The organism is Streptomyces sp. NPDC029159 (assembly GCF_055564055.1).
In genome coordinates this window covers 18034-39289 of sequence record NZ_JBVHWT010000014.1, presented here as the reverse complement: position 1 = coordinate 39289, position 21256 = coordinate 18034, and the positions used below count along the sequence as shown (strand labels likewise).

Sequence of the window (21256 nt, the reverse complement as noted above, 5' to 3'; positions counted from 1 at the left end):
GCCTCACCCCTCCGGTACGAACGCCTCCGCGGGCGCCGCGGTGGCGAACGCCCCCGGATACGCCTCGTCCCGCACCGCCCCGTACTGCTGACGCACCGCCTGGCCCACCGGCAGCTCCTCGCCCGGCTCGAAGACCTGGCTCGCCGCCGCCGGCCACTGCGGCGGCTCCGCGGGACCGCCCGGCTCGGCGGTGGGCAGCGAGCCGTGCGCCGCACCGAGCGCCCACGCCGCCTGCCGCGCCGCACCCAGCGCCGCGTACTCGGCCGGCTGCGGCACCACGACCTGCACCCCGAAGAGCGCCGGCGCCACCGCCTGCACCGCGGTCAGCTCCGCCGCCGCGCCCAGCAGGAAGACCCGGCGCACCGTCACGCCCCGGCCGCGCAGCACGTCCAGCGCGTCCGCGAGCCCGCAGAGCATCCCCTCGACCGCGGCGCGCGCCAGATGCTCCGGCTTCATGCTCTCCCGGCGCATCCCGTGCAACGACCCCGCGGTGTGCGGCAGATGCGGCGTCCGCTCACCCTCCAGATACGGCAGCAGCACCATGCCGTACGCACCGGGCGTCGACTGCAGTGCCAGCTCCGACAGCCCCTCCAGGTCCGTCCCGAGCATCTCGGCGGTGCCGCGCAGCACCCGCACCGCGTTGCTGGTGTGCACCACCGGCAGATGGCGGCCGGTCGCGTCGGCGAACGAGGTGATGGTGCCCTCGGCGTCGACCAGCGCCTCGTGGTGGATGCTGAAGACCGAACCGGACGCGCCCAGCGAGATCACCGCGTCGCCGACGCCCACCCCGAGCCCGAACGCCGCCGCCATCGTCTCGCCCGTACCGGCGGAGATCAGCAGCCCCTCCGGGGTGAAGCCCGCGGTCCCCCAGGGGCGGAGCACCTCCGGCAGCCGCACCTGGTGCCCGAGCGCCAGCTCCACCAGGTCCGGCCGGTACGCCTCGGCGGCGGCCGACCAGAATCCGGTGGTCGAGGCGCCGCCCCGGTCCGTCGTCCGCCGTGCCGGGCGGCCCAGCAGCTGCCAGGCCAGCCAGTCGTGCGGCTGCATGACCTCGGCGATCCGGGCGGCGTTCGCCGGTTCGCTCCGCGCCAGCCAGCGCAGCTTCGTCACCGGGTGCGCCGCCTGCGGCACCGCCCCGATGGCCTGCGCCCACGCCGCCCGGCCGCCGAGCGAGTCCGCCAGATCGGCCGCGGCGCTCTGCGCACGTTTGTCGTTGCCCACCAGCGCCGGCCGGACGAGCCCGCCCTCGGCGTCCAGCGGGACCAACCCGTGCTGCTGCGCCGAGACCCCGATCGCCTGGACGCCTTCGAGCAGGCCGTTCCCGGCGGCCTCACCCAGTGACATCAGCCACGCCTGAGGGTCGACCTCGGGCCCCTTCTCGGCGGGGTGCGGCGCGTACCCCCGCCTGATGACGGCACCGGTATCGGTATCGCAGACCACGATCCGTGTGCACTCGGAAGAACTGTCCAACCCGGCGACTTTCCCCATGGCCCCAGATGATGCCCCATCCGGCGGGCCCGGGGCGCCTCAGGGTTTACGACGGCCGCCACGGGGAAAGAACGCGCGCCCTCAGGTGTTGCTCGTACCCCAGTCGTCCGGGTCGGTGTCGCGCTGCTCACGCAGGGACCGGACCCGGTCGGTGACCGCCTGCGGCATCCGGTCCCCGACCTTGGCCGAAACCTTGTCGAACGCCTTGGTCGCCGCCTGCCGGCCGCCCAGCGCGGCGGTTTCGGCGGTGTTGCGGACCGCGGGGTTCTCCGCGACCCGCCGGGCCGCCTTGCGCAGCTGCTCGTACCGCTCCCGTCCGGCCCGCGTGCCGAGCACATATCCGACGGCCAGTCCCGCGATGAACGTGAGCCGGTAGCGCATCGCTCCACCCTTTCCTGTCGTCGGCGGGGCGCCCGCCGGGAGGGCTCCCGCGGCGCCGCCCGCCGATGGCGTCCGGTCGCGTCCGGTGCCGGTGCACCGGACCTGTGGGCTGTGCCGCGCGCCTGCCCTGCGGGGCCGGTGATCGCCGCTGGCGATACCGATTGGCGGAGCACCCCCCTGCTTGCGCTAATGTATGTGTCGCAGCGAGCGCACGCCGTCCGGAGTTCCGGCCGACGGAGCATTCGAGGCACACGCAGCATTCCCCTGTAGCTCAATTGGCAGAGCAGCCGGCTGTTAACCGGCAGGTTACTGGTTCGAGTCCAGTCGGGGGAGCGCGATCCCCTGTAGCTCAATTGGCAGAGCATTCGGCTGTTAACCGGAGGGTTACTGGTTCGAGTCCAGTCGGGGGAGCAACACCGAAGAGGACCCCGAAAGGGGTCCTTTTCCGTATGCCGGGAACCGAAAGCCCCATGGGTGAAGTCCTGTTGACCGTGCACAGTCGCCGGACGGCAGCCCACACGGGCAACAGATCGTATGAGCGGCTATGCTGCGGCAGACGGCGCGCACAAATGTGCGCGGCGCGCCGTGTGGGGGCGGTAGCTCAGCCGGTCAGAGCAGCGGACTCATAATCCGTCGGTCGTGGGTTCGAGCCCCACCCGCCCCACCGCGCGGCAGGGACGTCACACCGTTCCTACCTGCGGAAACGTAAGAGCGCGGGTCGCCACTCCGTAGTGGCGGCCCGCGCTCACCCGCTTAGGTCAAGATTCGGCGGACGCGGGCGACGCCCCCGTGAGGGGCGTGTGGGTGACATTCTCCGGTTCGCCCGCGGGGCGGCGGAGCCAGCAGGCGAACTCCAGCAGGATCCCGTCGGGATCCTGGAAGTAGAAGGAGCGCACGAACACGCCCTCGTGCAGGGCGGGTGCGACGCCCATGGGGCTGTCGTCGTGGTTGAGCACCCGGCTGACCCGTACGCCCTTGGCGGCGAGCTTGGCGTGGTAGGCGTCGAACAGTTCCGGCGGTACGTGGAAGGCCACGTGGTTCATCGAGCCGACCGCGCTGACGATCTCGCCCTCGCCGGGCAGATGGACAGGGGCGGAGACGCCGGGCACCGGAGCGGGGGCGTCCGGGAAGTAGAAGAAGGCCACACTGTCCCCGCCTCCGCAGTCGAAGAAGAAGTGCTGCCCCCTGCCGTCGGGGAGTTCGATGGTCTTGATCAGCGGCATGCCGAGGACTCCGGAGTAGAAGTCCACGGTGCGCTGCATGTCGGAGCAGACGAGTGCGAGGTGGTTGACCCCGCCGAGCTGGAACTCGGAGTGGGAGACGGGCGCCATGTGCGTACTTCCTCAGGACGTTGGGGTGTTTCCGGTGGCATCCCCCTTGCGGAGGCGGCCACGCCTCCACGCTGGGTCCCGCCGGTCAAGGGCGGCTCAGCGTCCGATCAACGCCCCGTACGCCGTGACCTCCGGCAACGCCCGGATCGATCCTGTCCGGGCCGCCCGCCAAGTGTGCTGCGTGCCACGTCAACCGGGTGCTGTCGGGATGTCTAGGACGCCGCGCCCTGGGCAGGGGAGCGGGACGGTCCGACGTGCGGAATACGGTGCGGGGTGATCTCGTTGCCGCAGCTGGATACGGACCGGACATACAGGTACAGAGTCGCAAGCAGGGAGACCCCATGAGCACCGTAGAGCTGACCAAGGAAAACTTCGACGAGATCGTCTCCGGCAACGACTTCGTCCTCATCGACTTCTGGGCCGAGTGGTGCGGCCCGTGCAAGCAGTTCGGTCCGGTCTTCGAGCGGTCCTCCGACAAGCACGACGACCTGGTCTTCGCCAAGGTCGACACCGAGGCGCAGCCCGAGCTGGCCCAGGCGTTCCAGATCCAGTCGATCCCCACGCTGATGATCGTCCGCGACAACATCGCCGTGTTCGCCCAGCCCGGGGCGCTGCCGGAGGCCGCCCTGGAGGACGTCATCGGGCAGGCCCGCGGTCTGGACATGGACGAGGTCCGCGCCTCGGTCGCCGAGGCGCAGCAGGCCGAGCAGGCCGAGCAGGCGCAGGAGAAGTGAGTGAGCTGCTGCTGATCCGGCACGGCGAGACCGAGTGGAGCAGGGACGGCCGGCACACCAGCTGGACGGATCTGCCGCTCACCGCCGAGGGCGAGGAGCAGGCCCGCGCCCTGCGGCCGTTCCTCGCCCGTCGGCGGATCGCCGCCGTCCGCGTCAGCCCGATGGCGCGGGCCCGCCGTACCGCGGAGCTGGCGGGGCTGGACGGCGCGCGGACCGACGACGGTCTGCGCGAATGGGACTACGGCGGCTACGAGGGCGTCTCGACGCCGGACATCCAGCGGGAGCGGCCGGACTGGTTCCTCTTCACCGACGGCGCCGTTCCGGGGCCCGACGGGCATCCCGGGGAGTCGCCCGAGGAGGTCGGGGCGCGCGCGGACGCGGTGCTGGCGCGGGTGCTGCCGCTGCTGGAGCAGGGCGACGGGGATGTCGCCCTCGTCGCGCACGCACATTTTCTGCGGGTGCTCACCGCCCGCCGGCTCGGTCTGCCGCCGTCCGCGGGGGCGCTGTTCACGTTCGGGACCGGCGCCGTCGGCGTCCTCGGCACGGAGCACGACCGGCCCGCCGTGGTGGCCTGGAACGCCCGGTAGCCCTGCCGCGTCCGGCCCGGGGCGCGGGGTCAGGGCGCCATCGGGTCGAGGTGCATCGGCTCGACCTTGCCCTCGATCATCGCGCCGAGCCCCTGGACGGCGCAGGTGTCGGGCCGGTCGGCGATGTGCACCGGCACCGTGGTCGCCTCCCGGATCATCGACTCCAGGCCCGGGATCAGCGCGCTGCCGCCGGCCAGCATGATGCCGCGTTCGCCGAGGTCGGCGACGAGGTCGGGCGGGCAGCGGCGCAGCACCGCCCCGATGCCGTCCAGGATCGCCGTCAGCGGAGTCGCGATGGCGTGCCGGACCCGGTCGGTGTCCACCTGTACGCACCGCGTCGTCCCGCTGACCACATCGCGGCCGTGCACCTCGGTCGACCCGGAGGTGAGGCCGCCGGTGCTGGAGAGCATCAGGTGCAGCGGCCGGACCGCGCGGCTGGCCAGGTGCACCTCGTGGTGCTGGCGCAGATGCTGGACGACCGCGTGGTCGATGGCGTTGCCGCCCACGGCCACGGTCTCCGCCGCCACGATCGACCCCAGGGAGAGCACCGCGATCTGGGTGGTGCCCGCCCCGCACACCACGATCATGGTCGCCTCGGGCTGTTCGACCGGCAGTCCGCAGCCGACCGCCGCGGCCACCAGCGTGTCGACCAGCTCCACGCGCCGCGCCCCCAGCCCGCTCAGCGTCTCCACCGCGGCGCGCTGCGCCAGCGGTTCACTGCCGAACGGCTGGCAGACCGCGGCCCGCATCGTGGGGCGCCGCCGCCAGGTCCGGCGCAGCTTGTTGCCGACGAGATGCCGCAGCAGCCGCTGGGCCATGTCGATGTCGACCACCGTGCCGTTGGCGACCGGCCGGACGACCCGGATGTACTCCGGCGTCCGGCCGTCCATCACCGCGGCGTCGCTGCCGACGGCCAGCAGCGCGCCGGTACGGACGTTCACGGCGGCCACCGTCGGTTCGTCGACGATCAGCCCCTGGTTCTTGAGGTAGACGCGGGTCCGGGACGCCCCGATGTCGACGGCGACCGAGCAACGGCGCAGCTGGGCGAGGCTGATGGTCATGGAAGATTCCTCCCCTGTGGGCCGGTACGGACGGAGCGTCGCGAGGAGCACTCCCGGCCATCCTGTGGCGGCCGTCCGTCCGCTGCGCGTTGGGGAGGGCCGGTCGGGGGACGTACCGGTGCCTGCCGGAACGGGCCCCGCGGCGGCGTCAGCTCAGCCGGCGCTGGAAGAGGCCCCAGGTGAACTCCAGGACCGCGGGGCGGAGTTCGCCCGCCGGGTCGGGGACGGTGGCCCGCAGGTTCCAGCGGTTCGGGGCGTCGCCCTCCATGGGGCGGGCCGGGGCGAAGGCGCGGGCGGCCTCGTCGACGGTGCAGGACCAGGGGGTGAGGTCGTCGGCGGTGCGCAGCCGCGGGGCGGGGGCGCCGGGCGCGCGGACCAGCCAGGCGTTCCAGACGGCGCCGCCCGGGGCGGTCAGCACCTCGAACCGCAGCTCGGGCCAGAGCGGCACCGGCCAGCGCAGCGCCTCGCAGGTCAGATCGCCGATCCGCCGGGTCGTGACGGTCTCCGGCGTCCCGAGCAGCGCGCGGTAGGGCCGTGTCCCGGTGCGCGCCCCGGGTGCGTGCAGCCGGGCCTGCCACCGTTTGTTGGCCTCGCGCTGCCCGGCGCGGTCCACCCCCAGCTCCCGCAGCGCCGCCTCGACGAGCCCGGGCTGGTGGTCGGCCATCCGCCGCAACAGCACCAGCTGGAACGCGAGCGGCCCGGGCAGCGGGTCGGGGGAGCCGGAGTTCGGGTTCATGGGGCCCATCGTTGCGCAGGGTGGGGTGGGGGGCGCGCCACCGTGGCGGTGCGGTACGGGAGTTGGGAAGCGGGCGGCGGGCGGCGCGGCGACCGGTGGAGTGCCGCCCGCGGCCGTCAGCTGAAGTCGAACTCCCCGGTGCGGGTCCGCTTCAGCTCGAAGAACCGGTCGTAGCCCGCGAGCAGCCGGGCGCCGTCGAAGACCCGTACCGCGTCCTCGCCGCGCGGGATCGACATCAGCACCGGCCCGAAGAACGCGACCCCGTCGATGTGGATCGTCGGGGTGCCGACGTCCTCACCCACCGGGTCCATGCCCTCGTGGTGGCTCTGCCGCAGCAGTTCGTCGTAGCGGTCGGTCTCGGCCGCGCCGGCCAGCGCGGCGGGCAGCCCGACCTCGGCCAGCGCCTCCCGGATCACGTTCGCGGTGTCCTCGCGGGCCTCGTTGTGCAGCCGGGTGCCGAGCGCGGTGTAGAGATCGCGCAGCACCGCCTCGCCGTGCCCGGCCGCCGCGGCGATGCAGACCCGGACCGGGCCCCATCCCTCGTCCAGCAGCGCCCGGTACTTCTCCGGCAGGCCCTCGCGCCCCTCGTTCAGCACGGACAGGCTCATGACCCGGAACCGCAGATCCAGGTCGCGGTGGCGCTCGACCTCCAGGATCCACCGGGAGGAGATCCAGGCGAACGGGCAGATGGGGTCGAAGTAGAAGTCGACGGTGTGGCGGTCGCCCCCGGGCTGCGGGGCGCGGTCTTCCGGGGCGGTGATCTCGGTCATGGGCTCAGGCTATGCCGCGGCGCGGCGGGGCGCCCGGGCCACTTTCCGTCCGTGGCGGTGGGCCACCGGTCGCCGCCGGGCCGGGGCGGGGCGGGCCCGGCGCCGTGGGCCGCTCACTCCGGGGCGGTGCCGAGCATCCGCTGGAGCAGCTCCTTGAGCAGCGTCCGTTCGGTGACCGTCAGACGGCTCAGCGGCTCGCGCGCGAAGTGCAGCGAACCGCGCAGCGCCTCGGCGGTGCGTCTGCCCTCCTCCGTCGGTGCGGCCAGCTTCACCCGGCGGTCGGCGGGATCGGGCCGCCGCTCGACCAGCCCGCGGGACTCCAGCCGGTCGACGATGCCGGTGATGTTCGACGGCTCGCACTTCAGGCGCTGCGCTATCCGCCGCATGGGGAGCGGCTCGGTGCTCAGCAGGCCGAGCACCCGGGCCTGCGCACCGGTGAGGGAGTGCTGCGACGCCGCGTGCTCGTACTCCTCGTGGTAACGGGCGACGACGGTGCCGATGAGATCGACGACCTCGACGGTCAGGTGGTCTGCGCGCGGAGTCATACCCACAGGATACCCAATTGCTTGACAGCATGAAATATTCAGAGGCATGGTTGTTTCAGTTACTGAAGCATCAGGAAGGATCGCGTCATGTCCGCACTGCCCACGACCGGCCGTGAATGGCACCTCGTCGCCCGCCCGCACGGCTGGCCCACGCCGGACGACTTCGCGCTGCGCGAGGCGGCGGTGCCCGAGCTCGGCGAGGGCCAGATCCTCGTCCGCACCCGGCATTTCTCCGTCGACCCGTACATGCGCGGCCGGATGAACGACGTGAAGTCCTACGTCCCCCCGTTCCAGCTGGACCAGCCCATGGACGGCGGCGCGGTCGGCGAGGTCATCGCCTCGCGCTCCGACGACGTGGCCGTCGGTGACCATGTGCTGCACGGCAGCGGCTGGCGGGAGTACGCGGTCCTCGACGGGAAGCGCGCCGCGAAGGTCGACCCTGCGCTGGCCCCGCTGAGCGCCTACCTCGGCGTGCTGGGCATGCCCGGCCTGACCGCCTACGCGGGTCTGCTGGAGGTGGCCTCCTTCAAGGCGGGGGACGCGGTCTTCGTCTCCGGCGCGGCCGGTGCGGTGGGCAGCCAGGTCGGCCAGATCGCCAAGCTCAAGGGCGCGTCCCGGGTGATCGGCTCGGCCGGCTCCGACGAGAAGGTCGAGCTCCTCGTCGAGGAGTACGGCTTCGACGCGGCGTTCAACTACAAGAACGGCCCGGTCTCCGAGCAGCTCAAGAAGGCCGCACCCGACGGCATCGACGTCTACTTCGACAACGTCGGCGGCGACCACCTCGAAGCGGCCATCAGCTCCTTCAACGTCCATGGCCGGGCGGCGATCTGCGGCATGATCTCGATGTACAACGCCACCGAGCCCACCCCCGCCCCGCGCAACCTCGCGCTGGTCATCGGCAAGCGGCTCCGCCTCCAGGGGCTGCTCGTCGCCGACCACGGTGCGCTGCAGCCGCAGTTCGTCGAGGAGGTCTCCGGCTGGATCCGGTCCGGTGAGCTGAAGTACCGCGAGACCGAGGTCGTCGGCATCGAGAACGGCGTCGAGGCGTTCCTCGGCCTCCTCCGCGGCGAGAACACCGGCAAGATGATCGTGACCGTGGCCGACTGACCGTCCGGAGCCGACCGACCGCCTCCGGCTCCCGTCGTGGGCGTCGCCGGGCCGTGCGCCGAAGTGACCGGCGTACGGCCTCGGGCCTGCGGACTCGGCGGGCTTCGGCCGGTGGTCGGCCCGGTCCCGGCCGGGCCGGCGGCATCAGCCGACGCCACCGGGTGGGTTCGGCTTCACAGCTCGTCATGCCGTGCCCACGGGCGGACCGTTAGGCTCGGGGCAAGCCGTCGCGATCGTGGGCGCGAGTCGCGGCGAACCACAGGAGGATTCCTATGTCCATCCAGCCGGTCGAGGTCGTCTACACCGCCGTCGCCACTGCCGAGAACGGCCGCGACGGCCGCGTCTCCAGCGACGACGGCAAGCTCGACGTCATCGTCAACCCGCCCAAGGAGCAGGGCGGCAGCGGCGCGGGCACCAACCCGGAGCAGCTGTTCGCCGCGGGCTACAGCGCCTGCTTCCAGGGTGCGCTCAGCGTCGTCGCCCGCCGGGAGAACGCCGACGTCTCGGGCTCCCGCGTCACCGCCCATGTCGGCATCGGCAAGACCCCGGCCGGCGGCTTCGGCCTCAAGGTCGAGATCTCCGCCTCGATCCCCCGTGTCGACGCCGCCACCGCCAAGGACCTCATCGAGAAGGCCCACCAGGTCTGCCCGTACTCGAACGCCACCCGCGGCAACATCGAGGTCACGCTGACGGTCGCCTGATCTGGGACGCCGCCGAGCGGGCCGGGTAGCCGCAACTCGCCGACGCTGCCGAGTGTCAGGGCAGCGGGGCACAGCTGGGCAGCAGGGTCGCAAGCAAGCCTGAAGGCCGCTTCCGTATCCGTACGGGGGCGGCCTTCGGGTTTTCCTGGGTGGGCGATGTGGCTTCAGGAGCTCTGCTTCCCATGGGAGTTGATGGTCGGCGCCTCAAGTTGCCACTTTCTCCGTGACATTGACCGGCCGTCATCGGCGCGCGCCTTCGGAGCGGCAGCGGCAGGTGGTCCTGGCCGGCCTGTTCCCGCTTCCTCGGCCGCAGCATCGGCGCCCGTGATCACCCAGCCGCACGACCGGCTGGTCGAGCCCTCCCGGACCCACCCTCCCCGGTGCACCTCGCCGCCCTCGCCCGGCTGCGAAGGGGCGCCCGCGCGGCCCGAAGTGCCCTCCCTCACGTGATGCAGGCCACGCCGCAACCGTCTTGACGGAGCCCTTGTGTAATCGATTTCGTATCCCCCGAGAAATCGATTACACGTCGATCGCACGCAGAGGATGGCAACGGCGCCATGGCGAACATCAAGGACGTGGCGGAACGGGCAGGGGTCTCGGTCGCCACCGTGTCACGGGTGCTCAACGGGAACAGTCCCGTGGCCGAGACCCGGGAGCGGGTGCTCGCCGCCGTGCGGGAGCTGGGGTATCGCCCCAACAACGTCGCCCGGGCCCTGCGCACCGCGCGGACCGGCACGCTGGGGCTGATCATCGGCGACCTCACCAACCCGTTCTTCACCGAACTGGCCGACGCCGTCGAGGACGAGGCCCGCAGCCTCGGCTACAGCCTGGTCATCGGCAACGCCGGTGAACGCCCCGAGCAGCAGGACGACTACATCCGCACGCTCCTCGACCGGCAGATCGACGGGCTGCTGGTCAGCTCGGCGGGCACCGGCTCCGCGATGCTCGGCGAGGTCGTCACCTCCGGCACGCCGCTGGTGCTGCTGGACCGGATCGTGCCCGGCATCGACGCCCCGTGCGTACGCGCCGACGGCCGGGAGGCCCTCACCGACCTCGCCGCACACCTCGCCGCCCTCGGACGCCGCCGCCCCGCGATCATCGTGGCACCCGCCGGTACGCCCACCGGCGACGAACGGCTGCGGCTGTTCCGTACCGCACTCGCCGCACACGGCATCGCGCTCCCCGACGCATGCGTCGGCGCCACCCCGGACCTCCAGCCCACCGGCGGCCGCGCCGTGATGCGTACCTTCCTCGCGCTTCCCGAGCCGCCGGACGCGGTGCTGGCCACCGACAACCTCATGGCGCTCGGCGCGATGGACGAACTGCGCGCACGGGGGCTGCGCATCCCCGAGGACATGGCGCTGGTGGTCTACGACGAGGTCCCGTGGTTCCGCCACGCCGACCCGCCGCTGACCGCCATCGCCCAGCCCACCCGCGAGCTGGGACGGGCCGCCGTGCACACGCTGCTCGCCCGTATCGAGGGCCGGGAGGCCGAATCGGTGCTGCTCCCGGCGCGATTGGTGGCCCGCAGCTCGTGCGGCGAACCGACCGGGAGCCGGGTGCCCGTGCCCAGCCCCGCCGATGCCGTATGAGCCGGCCGTCCCGCGCACTTCCGGGCTGACCGCCCGGGCGACCGTCGGCCGCCGCCGGGCCGACGGCGGACCGGAGCGTTCTCGCCGCCTGCCGCGTCCCCGGGCCCCGTTCCGGTAAGGCGCCGGGCGGGCGTCCGGCGAAAGCCCGGCGGCATCACCCGGATCCGGCGCCCCGAGTGCGCCACCCGTCCACCCGTATCCCACCCCACCACCCGAGCACGAGAAACCCGAGCACCACACCCGAGGAAGAGAGGGCAGCGCATGACCGGCGTCAAAGACGACGTACCGGGCGGCCGCGAACTGCTGCGCGTCGAGGGGGTGACGAAATCGTTCCCCGGCGTGCGCGCGCTGGACGGCGTGGACCTGAGCCTGCGCTCCGGTGAGGTGCACGTCCTGCTCGGCGAGAACGGTGCGGGCAAGAGCACCCTGATCAAGATGCTCTCCGGCGCCCACCGCCCCGACCAGGGACGCATCCTCGCCGCCGGAGGCGCGGACGGCAGCGCCGACGGACTCCACGAGGTGCACATCCGCTCCGCCCAGGACGCGGAACGGATCGGGATCGCCACCATCTACCAGGAGTTCAACCTCGTCCCCGGCCTGACCGTCGCCGAGAACATCTTCCTGGGACGGCAGCCGCGCACCGCGCTCGGACTCGTCGACCGGAAGACCATGCGGGCGCGCGCCGCCGAGCTGCTGCGCCGGGTCCGCCTGGACATCTCCCCGTCCACCCCGGTCGCCGAACTGGGCATCGCCCGGCTCCAGATGGTGGAGATCGCCAAGGCGCTCAGCCTCGACGCCCGCGTCCTGATCATGGACGAGCCGACCGCGGTCCTCACCTCCGAGGAGGTCGACACCCTCTTCGGCATCGTGCGGGAGCTGCGCGCGGACGGCGTGGGCATCATCTTCATCACCCACCACCTGGAGGAGATCGGCGCCCTCGGCGACCGGGTCACCGTCCTGCGCGACGGCCGCTCCGTCGCCGAGGTCCCGGCCACCACCGACGAGGACGAGCTGATCCGGCTGATGGTCGGCCGCGACATCTCCGAGCAGTACCCGCGTCTGCGGCCCGGAGCCCCGGGCGCACCGCTGCTGCGCGTACGCGGTCTGACCAGGCACGGAGTGCGCAGCAGCAAGGGCGCACCGGCCCGTCCCGTCTTCGAGGGCATCGACTTCGAGGTGCGGGCGGGCGAGGTGGTCGGCCTCGCCGGACTCGTCGGCGCGGGCCGTACGGAGGTCGCGCGGGCGCTCTTCGGGGTGGACCGCTATGACGCCGGCACCGTCGAGGTCGACGGCAAGGCGCTGGCCCCCGGCGACGTACGGGCGGCGATGCGCGCCGGGCTCGGCCTGGTGCCGGAGGACCGCAAGGGCCAGGGCCTGGTCCTCGATGCCTCGTTGCAGGACAACCTGGTGCTGGCCCGGCTGGACCGGGACACCCGCGGCGGGTTGGTCGACCGGCGGGGGCAGCGGCGGGAGGCGGCCGCGGTCGCCGCGCAGCTGAAGGTCCGGATGAGCGGTCTGGGGCAGAGCGCCCGCACCCTCTCCGGCGGCAACCAGCAGAAGATCGTGATCGGTAAGTGGCTGCTGACCGAGACCCGGCTGCTGATCCTCGACGAGCCGACGCGCGGTATCGACGTCGGCGCCAAGGTCGAGATCTACCAGCTGATCAACGAGCTGACCGCGGCCGGCTGCGCGGTCCTGATGATCTCCAGCGATCTGCCCGAGGTGCTCGGCATGAGCGACCGGGTGCTGGTCATGGCCCAGGGACGGATCGCCGGTGAGCTCCCCGCCGGAGCGGCCACCCAGGACGCCGTCATGGAACTGGCCGTCGGGAGCCAAGCCCCCACCGAGGCGGCATCGGCGGCCGGTCCGGCGGGCACCGTCCCGTCCGCCACCCCGCAGAACCCCATGAAAACCCCTGGTCAGAGCGCGATGGAGGGCTCCGATGACTGAGTTGCTGAAGACGCCGGAGGAGACACCTCCGGCCCTGGAGGCGAGCCGCGGTGCCGCGCTCGGCGGATGGTTCACCCGGGCGGTCCTGAAGAACGGTCCGCTGGGCGGTCTGATCGCGCTCGTCGTGGTGATGGCCGTGCTCTCCAAGGACTTCCTCAACGGCCAGAACCTCCTCAACGTCGGCGTCCAGGCGTCCGTCACCGCGATCCTCGCCTTCGGTGTCACCTTCGTCATCGTCTCCGCGGGCATCGACCTGTCCGTCGGCTCGGTCGCCGCGCTGTCCGCGACCGTCGTCGCCTGGGCGGCGAGCAACGAGGGACTGCCGGTGTGGTGCGCGGTCCTCCTCGGCCTGGCGGTCGGCGTGGCCGCGGGTCTCGTCTCCGGCGCGCTCGTGGCGTACGGCAGGCTGCCCGCGTTCATCGCGACGCTGGCGATGCTGTCGGTCGGCCGCGGTCTGGCGCTGGTCGTCTCCGGCGGTACGCCCATTCCGTTCCCCTCCTCGGTCAGTGCGCTCGGTGACACCCTCGGCGGCTGGCTGCCGGTCCCCGTCCTCGTGATGATCGCGATGGGGCTGATCGCCGCGGTGGTCCTGGCCCGTACGTACACGGGCCGGGCGATGTTCGCGATCGGCGGCAACGAGGAGGCGGCCCGCCTCTCCGGCATCCACGTCAAGCGCCGCAAGCTCGTCATCTACGCGCTCTCCGGCCTGTTCGCGGCGGTCGCCGGTATCGTGCTGGCCGCCCGGCTCACCTCCGCGCAGCCGCAGGCCGCGTCCGGGTACGAACTCGACGCCATCGCCGCCGTCGTCATCGGCGGCGCCAGCCTCTCCGGCGGCTCCGGCAAGGCGTCCGGCACCCTCATCGGCGCCCTGATCCTCGCGGTGCTCCGCAACGGCCTCAACCTGCTGAGCGTCTCGGCGTTCTGGCAGCAGGTCGCCACCGGCCTGGTCATCGCCGTCGCCGTCCTCCTGGACACGCTGCGCCGCCGGAGCGCCCGGTGAGCGCCCGGAACGCGGCGACCGGAGGCCGCGAGGCGCAGCCCCGTACGGGACGGGCCGGAGCGGGCCGCCGGTGGGGCGTACGGTGTGCGGCGGTCGCTGCGGCGGCCGGGCTGGCGCTGGGGCTGGCGGGCTGCGACCGCGGTGGCGACACCGATCTGGGCCTGGCGCTCTCCACGCTCAACAACCCGTTCTTCGTCGGCGTCAAGGAAGGCGCCCAGGCGGAGGCGGACGCCCGGGGGCTGCACATCAACATCACCGATGCGCAGAACGACCCCACCCAGCAGATCAACCAGATGGAGACGTTCACCAGCCAGGACGTCAGGGCCGCCATCATCAACCCGGTCGATTCGGACGCGGCGGTACCCGCCGTCGGTGTCGCCAACCGGGCGGACGTCCCGGTCATCTCCATCGACCGCGGTGTCAACGGCGGCAAGGTCGGCTCGACGATCGCCTCCGACAACGTCGCGGGCGGCCGCCTCGCCGCGAAGACGCTCGCCGAATCGCTGGGCGGCAAGGGCAAGGTGGCCTTCCTGGAGGGCCAGCCCGGGACGTCCGCGGCCCGCGAGCGCGGTCAGGGCTTCGAGGAGGGCATCAAGAAGTACCCCGGCATCCAGGTCGTGGCCCGCCAGCCCGCCGACTTCGACCGGACCAAGGGCATGGACGTGATGGCGAACATGCTCCAGGCCCACCGCGACATCGGCGGGGTCTTCGCCGCCAACGACGAGATGGCGCTCGGCGCGTCCAAGGCGCTCGGGGCCCGCTCCGGCAAGGACGTCAAGGTCGTCGCGTTCGACGGAACCCCCGACGGCGTGACAGCCGTGCGCCGGGGCACGCTGACCGCCACCGTCGCCCAGCAGCCCAAACTGCTCGGCAAGAAGGCGGTGGACTGGGCGCTCAAGGCCGCCCGCGGTGAGCAGTTGCCGGCCTCCGTGAAGGTGCCGGTCGTCCTGGTGTCGGCGGACAACGCGGCATCGTTCGACGGCTGACCGGACCGCGCCCGGCCCCGCCTGCGCCGCCCGGGCGGTACGCGCCACGGGTGCCCGGTGGCCCGCGAACCGCCACCGGGCCACGCGGCGGGCAAAATTTTCCCGACAGACACGAGAGAGCGGAGCGGTGAAGGTGATGAGCGGAGCGGGGCGAAGGTACGACGTCCTGGTGGTCGGTTCGGCCAACGCGGATCTGACGGTACGGGTGGACCGGCGGCCCGGCGCGGGGGAGACGGTGCTCGGCACCGACCTGGTGGAATCGGCCGGCGGCAAGGGCGCCAACCAGGCCGCGGCGGCGGCCCGGATCGGCGGCCGGACCGCGCTGCTGGCCCGGGTCGGCAAGGACGCGTACGGTGACCTGCTGCTCGCCGCGCAGCGTGCGGCCGGGACCGATGTGACGCCGGTCGTGGTCGACGCGGCGGCCCGCACCGGCACCGCGATGATCATCGTCGGCCCGGACGGCGACAACAGCATCGTCGTCTCGCCCGGTGCCAACGCCGCGCTCACCCCGGAGGACGTCGCCGCCGCCCGGCAGACCGTCGCCGCTGCCACCGTTCTCTCCCTTCAGCTGGAAATTCCGATCGAAACCGTCCGGGCGGCCGCCGGGACTGCCGAGGAGTGCGGCACCCGCGTCGTCCTCAACCCCTCCCCGGCGCCGGAGCGACTGGACCCCGAACTCCTGGCGGTGGCCGACCCGCTGGTGGTCAACGAGCACGAGGCCCGCCGCCTCTCCGGTGCCGTCGACGGCACCCCGCAGGACTGGGCGTACGCTCTGCGGGAGCTGGGTGCCCGCTCCGTCGTCGTCACCCTCGGCGGCGACGGCGCCCTGCTGCTGGACGGGGCGGGCCTGCACGAGGTGCCCGGGGTCAGGGTCGACGTGGTCGACACGACGGGTGCCGGCGACGCCTTCACCGGCGCCCTCGCCACCCGCTTGGCCCGCGGCGATGGCCTGCCCGACGCCGCCCGCTTCGCCGTACGCGTCGGCGCCGCCGCCGTCACCAGGCCCGGCGCCCAGCCCTCCTACCCGACCCTCGCCGACCTGGACGCCCTGCCGCACAGCTGAACGGTGGACGGGGCGCGCGGCGGACGCGGCCGTACGACGCGCACCTCGCAGGGGCACCAGGGGCGGGCCCGGGCGGGGGCTCCCGCCGGGAACGCCCCGCCCGGCGGCCCCGTCAGCTCCGCCCCCGGCACCTCCCCACCAGCTCCGCCGCCACCGCGACCTCCGTTCCCGCCAGGCCGACCGACGAGAACAGGGTGATCGCATCGGCGTCGGTCCGGCCCGGTGCGGAGCCCGCCAGGACCGCGCCGAGCGCCGTCATCGGGGCCGGGCCCAGCAGATGATCGGTGCCGTACGCCCCGGCCTGAGCAGGGGAATCGGTGGCGATCACCGCTGCCCGCGCCGCCAGCTCCGGCGGTATCTCGTGGCGGGCGGGGGACTTGGGGCCGAGGGTGCTCAGATGGGTGCCCGGCGACACCCACTCCGCCTCCAGCACCGGCCGCGGGCTGTTCGTCGCCACGATGACCACGTCCTGTCCGGACACCGCCTCCCGTACCTCCCGTGCCACCCGGACCGGCAACCCCCACTCCGCCCGGGCACGGGCGGCGAACCGTTCGGCGCGCTCCGCCCGGCGCCCGCAGACCGTGACCGCCTCGGGCCGCAGCGGGCCCGCCGCCAGCGCCCAGAGCTGGGCCCAGGACTGCGGACCCGTGCCGATCAGCCCGCAACGGACCGCATCCGGCCGGGCCAGGGCCTCGACCGCCACCGCCCCGATCGCGCCCGTCCGCCGTGGCCCCAGCTCCGCGCCGTGCACCACCGCCAGCAGCGCACCGCTCGCGGTGTCCCAGACCGCCACCAGCTGATCGCCGCCGCCGGTGCCGTACGCGCGAAAGCCGTGCAGCCCCTCGCCGGTCAGCTGCCCGGCGGTGAACACCAGCTCCTGCCCGCCCAGTCCGGCCCGGAGGCGGGGCGGTGCGGCCAGCCCTCCGGCGTGGTGCTCCAGCAGCGCACGCCGCACCGCCCGTACCGCACTCGGTGCGTCCAGCAACTCCCGCACCTCGGCGTCCCCCAGCAGCACCGGACCGGTCAAGGCCGCTCCGCCGCCGCGGTCTTCACTCATGCTTCAGCTCCTTCGGTCCGTACAGCGCGGCGTCCGCGCCCGTCTCCAGCGCCCAGTAGCGGTCGCCGTACGACCAGTGCCACCACTCCGTCGGGTAGTTGACCAGCCCTGCTGCCGTCAGTGCGGCGCCCAGCGTCCGGCGGGCCCGACGCGCCGCCGCGGGTATGCCGGGCGCGGCGGTGTAGCAGGCGCCGTCGCTCTCCTCCGGCGAGGCGTTCAGGCGGGTGCCCATGTCGACCGGGGTGCCGTCGGCGGTGGTCAGGATCAGGTCCGCGGCGCCGCCCGCACTGTGTGGGGCGATCTCCGGCGGGGAGACGTACCGGGACGCCGCGGAGTGCACCCGCTCCGCCGCCCAGTCGGGGTGCTCCTTGCGCAGCGTGTCGGCGTACTCCTCGAAGTAGCGACGCTGGAGGGCCGGTGGGCGGTACCCCTCGGCCAGCCGTATCCGCAGACCGTCCGGGAGCGCCCGCGCTGCGGTGAGCAGCCGCTCCAGCACCCCGGAGCGCAGGTACGCCGCGGCGCCGTCCGCCGTCAGCTTCCCCGCCTCGGGCGCCAGCAGGCCCGGCGCCGCCTCCCGCACATCCACCAGCGGCTCCCCGCACTCGCGGACCGGCACCGCGGCCACCGCCGGATCCGCCATCAGCACGACGGCATCGCGTACATCGGTCAGCACCAGCTCGCCCTCCTCCGGGCAGCCCGCCCCCGGACCGGCCGACGCCACCTGGCGCCCGTCCGGCAGCCAGGCGCCGCTGAGCCCGCAGCCCGGACCGGAGGTGCCGCTGCCCATGCCCACACCGTTGGCGAGCAGGACATGGAGGCCGTGGTCCCGCGCCCGCTCCGGATACTTCGTCAGGCTCTCCGGTGAACTGTGGAACGAACTGGCCAGATACACCCGGCAGCCGTCCGCCGCGGCGTGCCCGGCGAGCTCCGGGAAGGAGTTGTCGTAGCAGGTGGTGAGGGAGAAGTGGACGCCACCGAGACGGAATCGGCCCTCGGCGCGGCCCGGGGCGAAGAGGTCGGCCTCCCGTCCGGACAGATGCAGCTTCGTGTAGCGCGTCAGCAGCGCCCCGTCCGGACCGAAGACGAACGAGGTGATGCCCCGTATGCCCGCCGGGGCGCCGGGCTCGCGCGCGGGGAGATTGACCACCGCCCCGACACCGTGGGCCCGGCACGCCTCCCGGACCGGCGCCAGCCGTGCGTCGTCCGGCGCGAGGGCGAGGCCCGGATCGGCTGCGAAGGCGTCGAGGTCGTACTGCGTGAGAGCCAGCTCGGCGAAGACGACCAGCGCCACGCCCAGATCGGCGGCGCGGGCGAGGAGGGCGGCCATCCGCGCGGCGTTGGCCGCGATGTCGTGGCGGCGGGAGGGGAATTGGGCTGCGGCGATCAACATGCCGCCATCATGCATCCGCGCAACCCACCCGCGCAGAGCCTGTGGACAACTCCCGTCCGGCGGGCGGATCCGCAGGTCGGGAGGCCGACCGGCGGATCATCGGCCGCCCGGCCCCCGCCCGTTCTCAGGAAGCCGCCAGCACCGACACGTCCCCGCCGCTGGTGCGCGCCTCCACCCGGCGACGGGCGTCCGGGGCCGTGGGCACCGTGACCTTCCGGCCCCCGCCACTGGTCGTGGCCTCCACGTCGTACGTGCTCTTCGGCAGCCGGATCGTGACGTCGCCGCCGCTGGTGGTGCCCGACACGCTGTCGGGCACGGTGGTGAACGTGGCGCTCACATCGCCGCCGCTGGTCTTCGCCCGCGCCTCGTGTGCGGCGACGGCGTCCAGGGTGACGCCCCCGCCGCTGGTCTCCGCGGTGACGGAACCCGCCGTACCGCGCACGGTGACGTCCCCACCGCTGGTGTGCAGATCGACCGCCGTCGCCCGCGGCACCTGCACCCGGTAGCTCACCGAGCAGTTGTCGCCCAGGCCCCGGCAGACCGAGGCGTCCAGCGTCAGCCCGCCGTCCTCGACGTCATGGGTCGGCGTGGGACGGCTGTTGTGGTACGTGTACTTCTCCGTGACGCGGACCGGACCGCTGCCGTCCGTCGCCACCACCTCGATGGAGCCGCCCGACGTCCTGGCCGTCACCGACCGGACGCCCCCGGAGACCGAGTACGTCCGCTCCCCGGACTTCGACGGCCCGAGCACGCCCGAGCAGCCGGTCAGCAAGGCGGCCGCTCCTGCGCAGGTCAGGGCGAGAGCGCGGTTCGGAGACGGGTCATGGCGAGGTTCCCCCAGAAGGCGACGGCGATACACCGAAGATCTTCCGGCAAGGCGCACCGGGGCACCTCATGCCACAGGACGACAGGACCCGGAGAACGCGGCCAGGGTCACGTCACCGGTTCCCTACGGGTGATCGTCCGGAACGCCATCTCCGCCAGCTCCCCCTGGCCGCGGACGCCGGGGTGGAACCAGTCCCAGCTGCTCAACTGCCGCTCCGTGAAGCGGTAGTCGAAGACCCCCGGGTCGAAGCGGCAGAGGGAGTCCTCGGCGCAGACCTCCTCCAGCGCCTTGTTGTACTCCTTGACGCGGTCGCGCACCTCTTCGCGGCGCTCGGTCGCCGTGTCCGTCAGATCGTCCGGATCGCGCAGCATCGAGCCGCAGATCCCCAGCTGCCACACCTGCTTGCCGAGCGGGTTCTTGCGCCCCTCCGACCACAGGCGCAGCAGGTCGGGCACGGCCGCGACATACACCTGCGTCCGGGGCAGTGACTTCCGCAGCTTCTTCATCGCCCGGGTGAAGTCGGCGCGGAAGGCGGCGGCCGGGGTCATCGCGCGGACCTCGCTGCGGCAGGCGTCGTTGGCGCCGATCAGTACCGTCACCAGCTCGGGCCGGTGCACCTTGGCCGCGTCGACCTGATCCGGCAGATCGCTCATCAGCGCACCGGTGCGGGCGAGGTTCCAGCTGTGCCCCGCCGGGCGCTCCAGCAGCCGCCTCGCGAGGCTGTCGACCTTGGGGGAGGTGCCCGTCGACCAGGAGACCTCCGGGCAGTCGGAGAGCACCGTGCAGGCGTCGAAGCCGACGGTGATGGAGTCGCCGAGCGCCGCGATCGACGCCGGGGCGGTGCGCCACGCGGGGGCGGGCCTGGCGGACGGCGTGGAAGCCTTCGGGCTCGGCCGCGCCGCCGGTGCCTTGGAGCCGTCCTCGCTGCACGCGGTCGCGGAGAGCAGCAGCGCACCGGCGACGAGGGCGGCGCCCGCGCGGCGCCGCACGCCCCCTGCCGATCCGTTCCGCCCGGGGAGCGCCACCTCGGCGGAGCGCATCCGGAAGAAAGCCGTACGCCGAGAGGAGAACGACCGGTCGATCTCTGTCATCCCCTGTCCCCTCCGGCCCGTGGGTGATATCTCTTCGAAGTACCGACGGTACGTCACCCCCGGGCCGGCACCGCGGGACAGCCCCGGTCCGGGGCGGCCGCGCCATGGCCCGAACGGGTACGCACCGTCGGCGTAAACCTCTGGCAACCCGTCATTTCCTGTCCTTTTTATGGCAGATTGCGGCATATTGGGTCCAATGGTGTTTACTGTAGGTCACCTGGCAGGCCGGTGCCGCAACGCTCACCGGAGCGGACCGTCGGCACTCGTCCCGGCCGCCGACGGCGCGGGCACGAGGCCGCCGGGGAAGGCGAACCTCGAACCGCACTGGAGGTCCCGGTGACGACCCGTGGAGTTCTGTACGTCCACTCCGCACCCCGCGCACTCTGTCCCCATGTCGAATGGGCCGTCGCGGGCGTCCTCGGCGTACGCGTCACCCTCGACTGGATCGCCCAGCCCGCCGCCCCCGGCACCTGGAGAGCCGAATTCTCCTGGCAGGGCGCCGTCGGCACCGCCTCCAAGCTCGCCTCCGCGCTGCGCGGCTGGCATCTGCTGCGCTTCGAGGTCACCGCCGAACCCTGCGCCACGGCCGAGGGCGAGCGCTACAGCTCCACGCCCGACCTGGGCATCTTCCACGCCGTCACCGGAATACACGGCGACATCCTCATCCCCGAGGACCGGTTGCGCGCCGCCGTCGTCCGTGCCGAGGGCGGCGAGAGCGACCTCACCGCCGAGGTCGCCCGCCTCCTCGGCAAGCCCTGGGACGACGAACTGGAGCCCTTCCGGCACGCCGGCGAGGGCGCCCCCGTCCGCTGGCTGCATCAAGTCGTCTGACCCCACCGTCGCGCCTTGCCCTCGTCCGC

General features: G+C 73.1%; 19 protein-coding genes, 3 tRNA genes and 1 pseudogene. 12 read left to right on the top strand and 11 right to left on the bottom strand.

What is annotated here, in order from left to right; translation table 11 throughout:
* Positions 1-3: 3 nt before the first annotated feature.
* Positions 4-1488, bottom strand: a complete 1485-nt coding sequence (locus ACZ4U4_RS24300; protein ID WP_467878023.1) for an FGGY family carbohydrate kinase — start codon at positions 1486-1488, stop codon at positions 4-6.
* A gap of 81 nt (positions 1489-1569) precedes the next feature.
* A complete protein-coding gene (locus ACZ4U4_RS24295; protein WP_467878021.1) occupies positions 1570-1869 on the bottom strand; it encodes a YtxH domain-containing protein in 300 nt (99 codons plus the stop codon).
* A 260-nt stretch (positions 1870-2129) separates the two neighbouring features.
* On the opposite strand from ACZ4U4_RS24295, the gene ACZ4U4_RS24290 reads away from it, so the two are divergent.
* The 3 genes from ACZ4U4_RS24290 (at position 2130) to ACZ4U4_RS24280 (ending at position 2533) form a co-directional block, all read left to right on the top strand.
* Positions 2130-2202 (top strand) — tRNA-Asn (locus ACZ4U4_RS24290).
* Positions 2203-2207: 5 nt separating this feature from the next.
* Positions 2208-2280: transfer RNA gene (locus tag ACZ4U4_RS24285), tRNA-Asn, on the top strand.
* A 179-nt stretch (positions 2281-2459) separates the two neighbouring features.
* Positions 2460-2533: transfer RNA gene (locus ACZ4U4_RS24280), tRNA-Ile, on the top strand.
* 94 nt (positions 2534-2627) lie between these two features.
* Here the strand turns inward: ACZ4U4_RS24280 and ACZ4U4_RS24275 are convergent.
* A complete protein-coding gene (locus ACZ4U4_RS24275; RefSeq protein WP_467878019.1) occupies positions 2628-3200 on the bottom strand; it encodes a VOC family protein in 573 nt (190 codons plus the stop codon).
* A gap of 308 nt (positions 3201-3508) precedes the next feature.
* Between ACZ4U4_RS24275 and trxA the strand changes: the two genes are divergently transcribed.
* Positions 3509-3934 carry a thioredoxin gene (trxA, locus tag ACZ4U4_RS24270; protein WP_467878338.1) on the top strand — a complete coding sequence of 142 codons (426 nt, stop codon included), beginning with the start codon at positions 3509-3511 and terminating at the stop codon, positions 3932-3934.
* On the top strand, positions 3931-4521 hold the full coding sequence (locus ACZ4U4_RS24265; RefSeq protein WP_467878017.1) for a histidine phosphatase family protein: 591 nt from the start codon (positions 3931-3933) through the stop codon (positions 4519-4521). Before trxA ends, ACZ4U4_RS24265 begins: the two co-directional genes overlap by 4 nt.
* 29 nt (positions 4522-4550) lie before the next feature.
* On the opposite strand, the gene ACZ4U4_RS24260 is transcribed toward ACZ4U4_RS24265, so the two are convergent.
* The 4 genes from ACZ4U4_RS24260 to ACZ4U4_RS24245 form a co-directional block, all read right to left on the bottom strand.
* Entirely contained in the window at positions 4551-5582 is a 1032-nt protein-coding gene (locus tag ACZ4U4_RS24260; protein ID WP_467878015.1) for a rod shape-determining protein, read from the bottom strand.
* Positions 5583-5730: 148 nt separating this feature from the next.
* Entirely contained in the window at positions 5731-6327 is a 597-nt protein-coding gene (locus ACZ4U4_RS24255) for a hypothetical protein (RefSeq protein ID WP_467878013.1), read from the bottom strand.
* 107 nt (positions 6328-6434) lie between these two features.
* Positions 6435-7088 carry a mycothiol-dependent nitroreductase Rv2466c family protein gene (locus tag ACZ4U4_RS24250; protein WP_467878010.1) on the bottom strand — a complete coding sequence of 218 codons (654 nt, stop codon included), beginning with the start codon at positions 7086-7088 and terminating at the stop codon, positions 6435-6437.
* A 113-nt stretch (positions 7089-7201) separates the two neighbouring features.
* On the bottom strand, positions 7202-7633 hold the full coding sequence (locus tag ACZ4U4_RS24245) for a MarR family winged helix-turn-helix transcriptional regulator (RefSeq protein ID WP_467878008.1): 432 nt from the start codon (positions 7631-7633) through the stop codon (positions 7202-7204).
* A gap of 87 nt (positions 7634-7720) precedes the next feature.
* Between ACZ4U4_RS24245 and ACZ4U4_RS24240 the strand changes: the two genes are divergently transcribed.
* The 6 genes and pseudogenes from ACZ4U4_RS24240 (at position 7721) to ACZ4U4_RS24215 (ending at position 16032) form a co-directional block, all read left to right on the top strand.
* Positions 7721-8740: an NADP-dependent oxidoreductase gene (locus tag ACZ4U4_RS24240; protein ID WP_467878005.1), complete on the top strand. Its 1020-nt coding sequence runs from the start codon at positions 7721-7723 to the stop codon at positions 8738-8740.
* Between the two features lie 272 nt (positions 8741-9012).
* A complete protein-coding gene (locus tag ACZ4U4_RS24235) occupies positions 9013-9441 on the top strand; it encodes an organic hydroperoxide resistance protein (RefSeq protein WP_467878002.1) in 429 nt (142 codons plus the stop codon).
* 557 nt (positions 9442-9998) lie between these two features.
* Entirely contained in the window at positions 9999-11033 is a 1035-nt protein-coding gene (locus ACZ4U4_RS24230; protein ID WP_467878000.1) for a LacI family DNA-binding transcriptional regulator, read from the top strand.
* A 261-nt stretch (positions 11034-11294) separates the two neighbouring features.
* Positions 11295-12983, top strand: a complete 1689-nt coding sequence (locus tag ACZ4U4_RS24225) for a sugar ABC transporter ATP-binding protein (protein WP_467877998.1) — start codon at positions 11295-11297, stop codon at positions 12981-12983.
* Positions 12976-14969 (top strand): annotated as a pseudogene (locus ACZ4U4_RS24220) (ABC transporter permease/substrate-binding protein). The gene ACZ4U4_RS24225 and the pseudogene ACZ4U4_RS24220 overlap by 8 nt, the downstream one beginning before the upstream one ends.
* A gap of 136 nt (positions 14970-15105) precedes the next feature.
* Positions 15106-16032, top strand: a complete 927-nt coding sequence (locus ACZ4U4_RS24215) for a ribokinase (protein ID WP_467877996.1) — start codon at positions 15106-15108, stop codon at positions 16030-16032.
* Positions 16033-16144: 112 nt separating this feature from the next.
* Here the strand turns inward: ACZ4U4_RS24215 and ACZ4U4_RS24210 are convergent, their stop codons facing one another.
* The 4 genes from ACZ4U4_RS24210 to ACZ4U4_RS24195 all read right to left on the bottom strand — a co-directional run bounded on the left by ACZ4U4_RS24210 (position 16145) and on the right by ACZ4U4_RS24195 (position 20345).
* Positions 16145-17089, bottom strand: a complete 945-nt coding sequence (locus ACZ4U4_RS24210) for an ornithine cyclodeaminase family protein (RefSeq protein ID WP_467877994.1) — start codon at positions 17087-17089, stop codon at positions 16145-16147.
* Complete coding sequence (locus ACZ4U4_RS24205) at positions 17082-18479, bottom strand: nitrilase-related carbon-nitrogen hydrolase (RefSeq protein ID WP_467877993.1); 1398 nt, start codon at positions 18477-18479, stop codon at positions 17082-17084. The genes ACZ4U4_RS24210 and ACZ4U4_RS24205 overlap by 8 nt, the downstream gene beginning before the upstream one ends.
* Before the next feature lie 124 nt (positions 18480-18603).
* Positions 18604-19251 carry a DUF4097 family beta strand repeat-containing protein gene (locus ACZ4U4_RS24200; protein WP_467877992.1) on the bottom strand — a complete coding sequence of 216 codons (648 nt, stop codon included), beginning with the start codon at positions 19249-19251 and terminating at the stop codon, positions 18604-18606.
* 161 nt (positions 19252-19412) lie between these two features.
* A complete protein-coding gene (locus tag ACZ4U4_RS24195; RefSeq protein ID WP_467878335.1) occupies positions 19413-20345 on the bottom strand; it encodes an SGNH/GDSL hydrolase family protein in 933 nt (310 codons plus the stop codon).
* A gap of 387 nt (positions 20346-20732) precedes the next feature.
* Between ACZ4U4_RS24195 and ACZ4U4_RS24190 the strand changes: the two genes are divergently transcribed.
* On the top strand, positions 20733-21227 hold the full coding sequence (locus ACZ4U4_RS24190; RefSeq protein WP_391642730.1) for a DUF3145 domain-containing protein: 495 nt from the start codon (positions 20733-20735) through the stop codon (positions 21225-21227).
* Positions 21228-21256: the final 29 nt, after the last annotated feature.

Excerpts from the sequence above, each read along its gene's own strand:
- ACZ4U4_RS24300 (WP_467878023.1), bottom strand. The coding sequence starts at position 1,488 with ATGGGGAAAGTCGCCGGGTTGGACAGTTCTTCCGAGTGCACACGGATC.
- ACZ4U4_RS24295 (WP_467878021.1), bottom strand. The coding sequence starts at position 1,869 with ATGCGCTACCGGCTCACGTTCATCGCGGGACTGGCCGTCGGATATGTG.
- ACZ4U4_RS24275 (WP_467878019.1), bottom strand. The coding sequence starts at position 3,200 with ATGGCGCCCGTCTCCCACTCCGAGTTCCAGCTCGGCGGGGTCAACCAC.
- ACZ4U4_RS24260 (WP_467878015.1), bottom strand. The coding sequence starts at position 5,582 with ATGACCATCAGCCTCGCCCAGCTGCGCCGTTGCTCGGTCGCCGTCGAC.
- ACZ4U4_RS24255 (WP_467878013.1), bottom strand. The coding sequence starts at position 6,327 with ATGGGCCCCATGAACCCGAACTCCGGCTCCCCCGACCCGCTGCCCGGG.
- ACZ4U4_RS24250 (WP_467878010.1), bottom strand. The coding sequence starts at position 7,088 with ATGACCGAGATCACCGCCCCGGAAGACCGCGCCCCGCAGCCCGGGGGC.
- ACZ4U4_RS24245 (WP_467878008.1), bottom strand. The coding sequence starts at position 7,633 with ATGACTCCGCGCGCAGACCACCTGACCGTCGAGGTCGTCGATCTCATC.
- ACZ4U4_RS24240 (WP_467878005.1), top strand. The coding sequence starts at position 7,721 with ATGTCCGCACTGCCCACGACCGGCCGTGAATGGCACCTCGTCGCCCGC.
- ACZ4U4_RS24235 (WP_467878002.1), top strand. The coding sequence starts at position 9,013 with ATGTCCATCCAGCCGGTCGAGGTCGTCTACACCGCCGTCGCCACTGCC.
- ACZ4U4_RS24230 (WP_467878000.1), top strand. The coding sequence starts at position 9,999 with ATGGCGAACATCAAGGACGTGGCGGAACGGGCAGGGGTCTCGGTCGCC.
- ACZ4U4_RS24225 (WP_467877998.1), top strand. The coding sequence starts at position 11,295 with ATGACCGGCGTCAAAGACGACGTACCGGGCGGCCGCGAACTGCTGCGC.
- ACZ4U4_RS24215 (WP_467877996.1), top strand. The coding sequence starts at position 15,106 with ATGAGCGGAGCGGGGCGAAGGTACGACGTCCTGGTGGTCGGTTCGGCC.
- ACZ4U4_RS24210 (WP_467877994.1), bottom strand. The coding sequence starts at position 17,089 with ATGAGTGAAGACCGCGGCGGCGGAGCGGCCTTGACCGGTCCGGTGCTG.
- ACZ4U4_RS24205 (WP_467877993.1), bottom strand. The coding sequence starts at position 18,479 with ATGTTGATCGCCGCAGCCCAATTCCCCTCCCGCCGCCACGACATCGCG.
- ACZ4U4_RS24195 (WP_467878335.1), bottom strand. The coding sequence starts at position 20,345 with ATGCGCTCCGCCGAGGTGGCGCTCCCCGGGCGGAACGGATCGGCAGGG.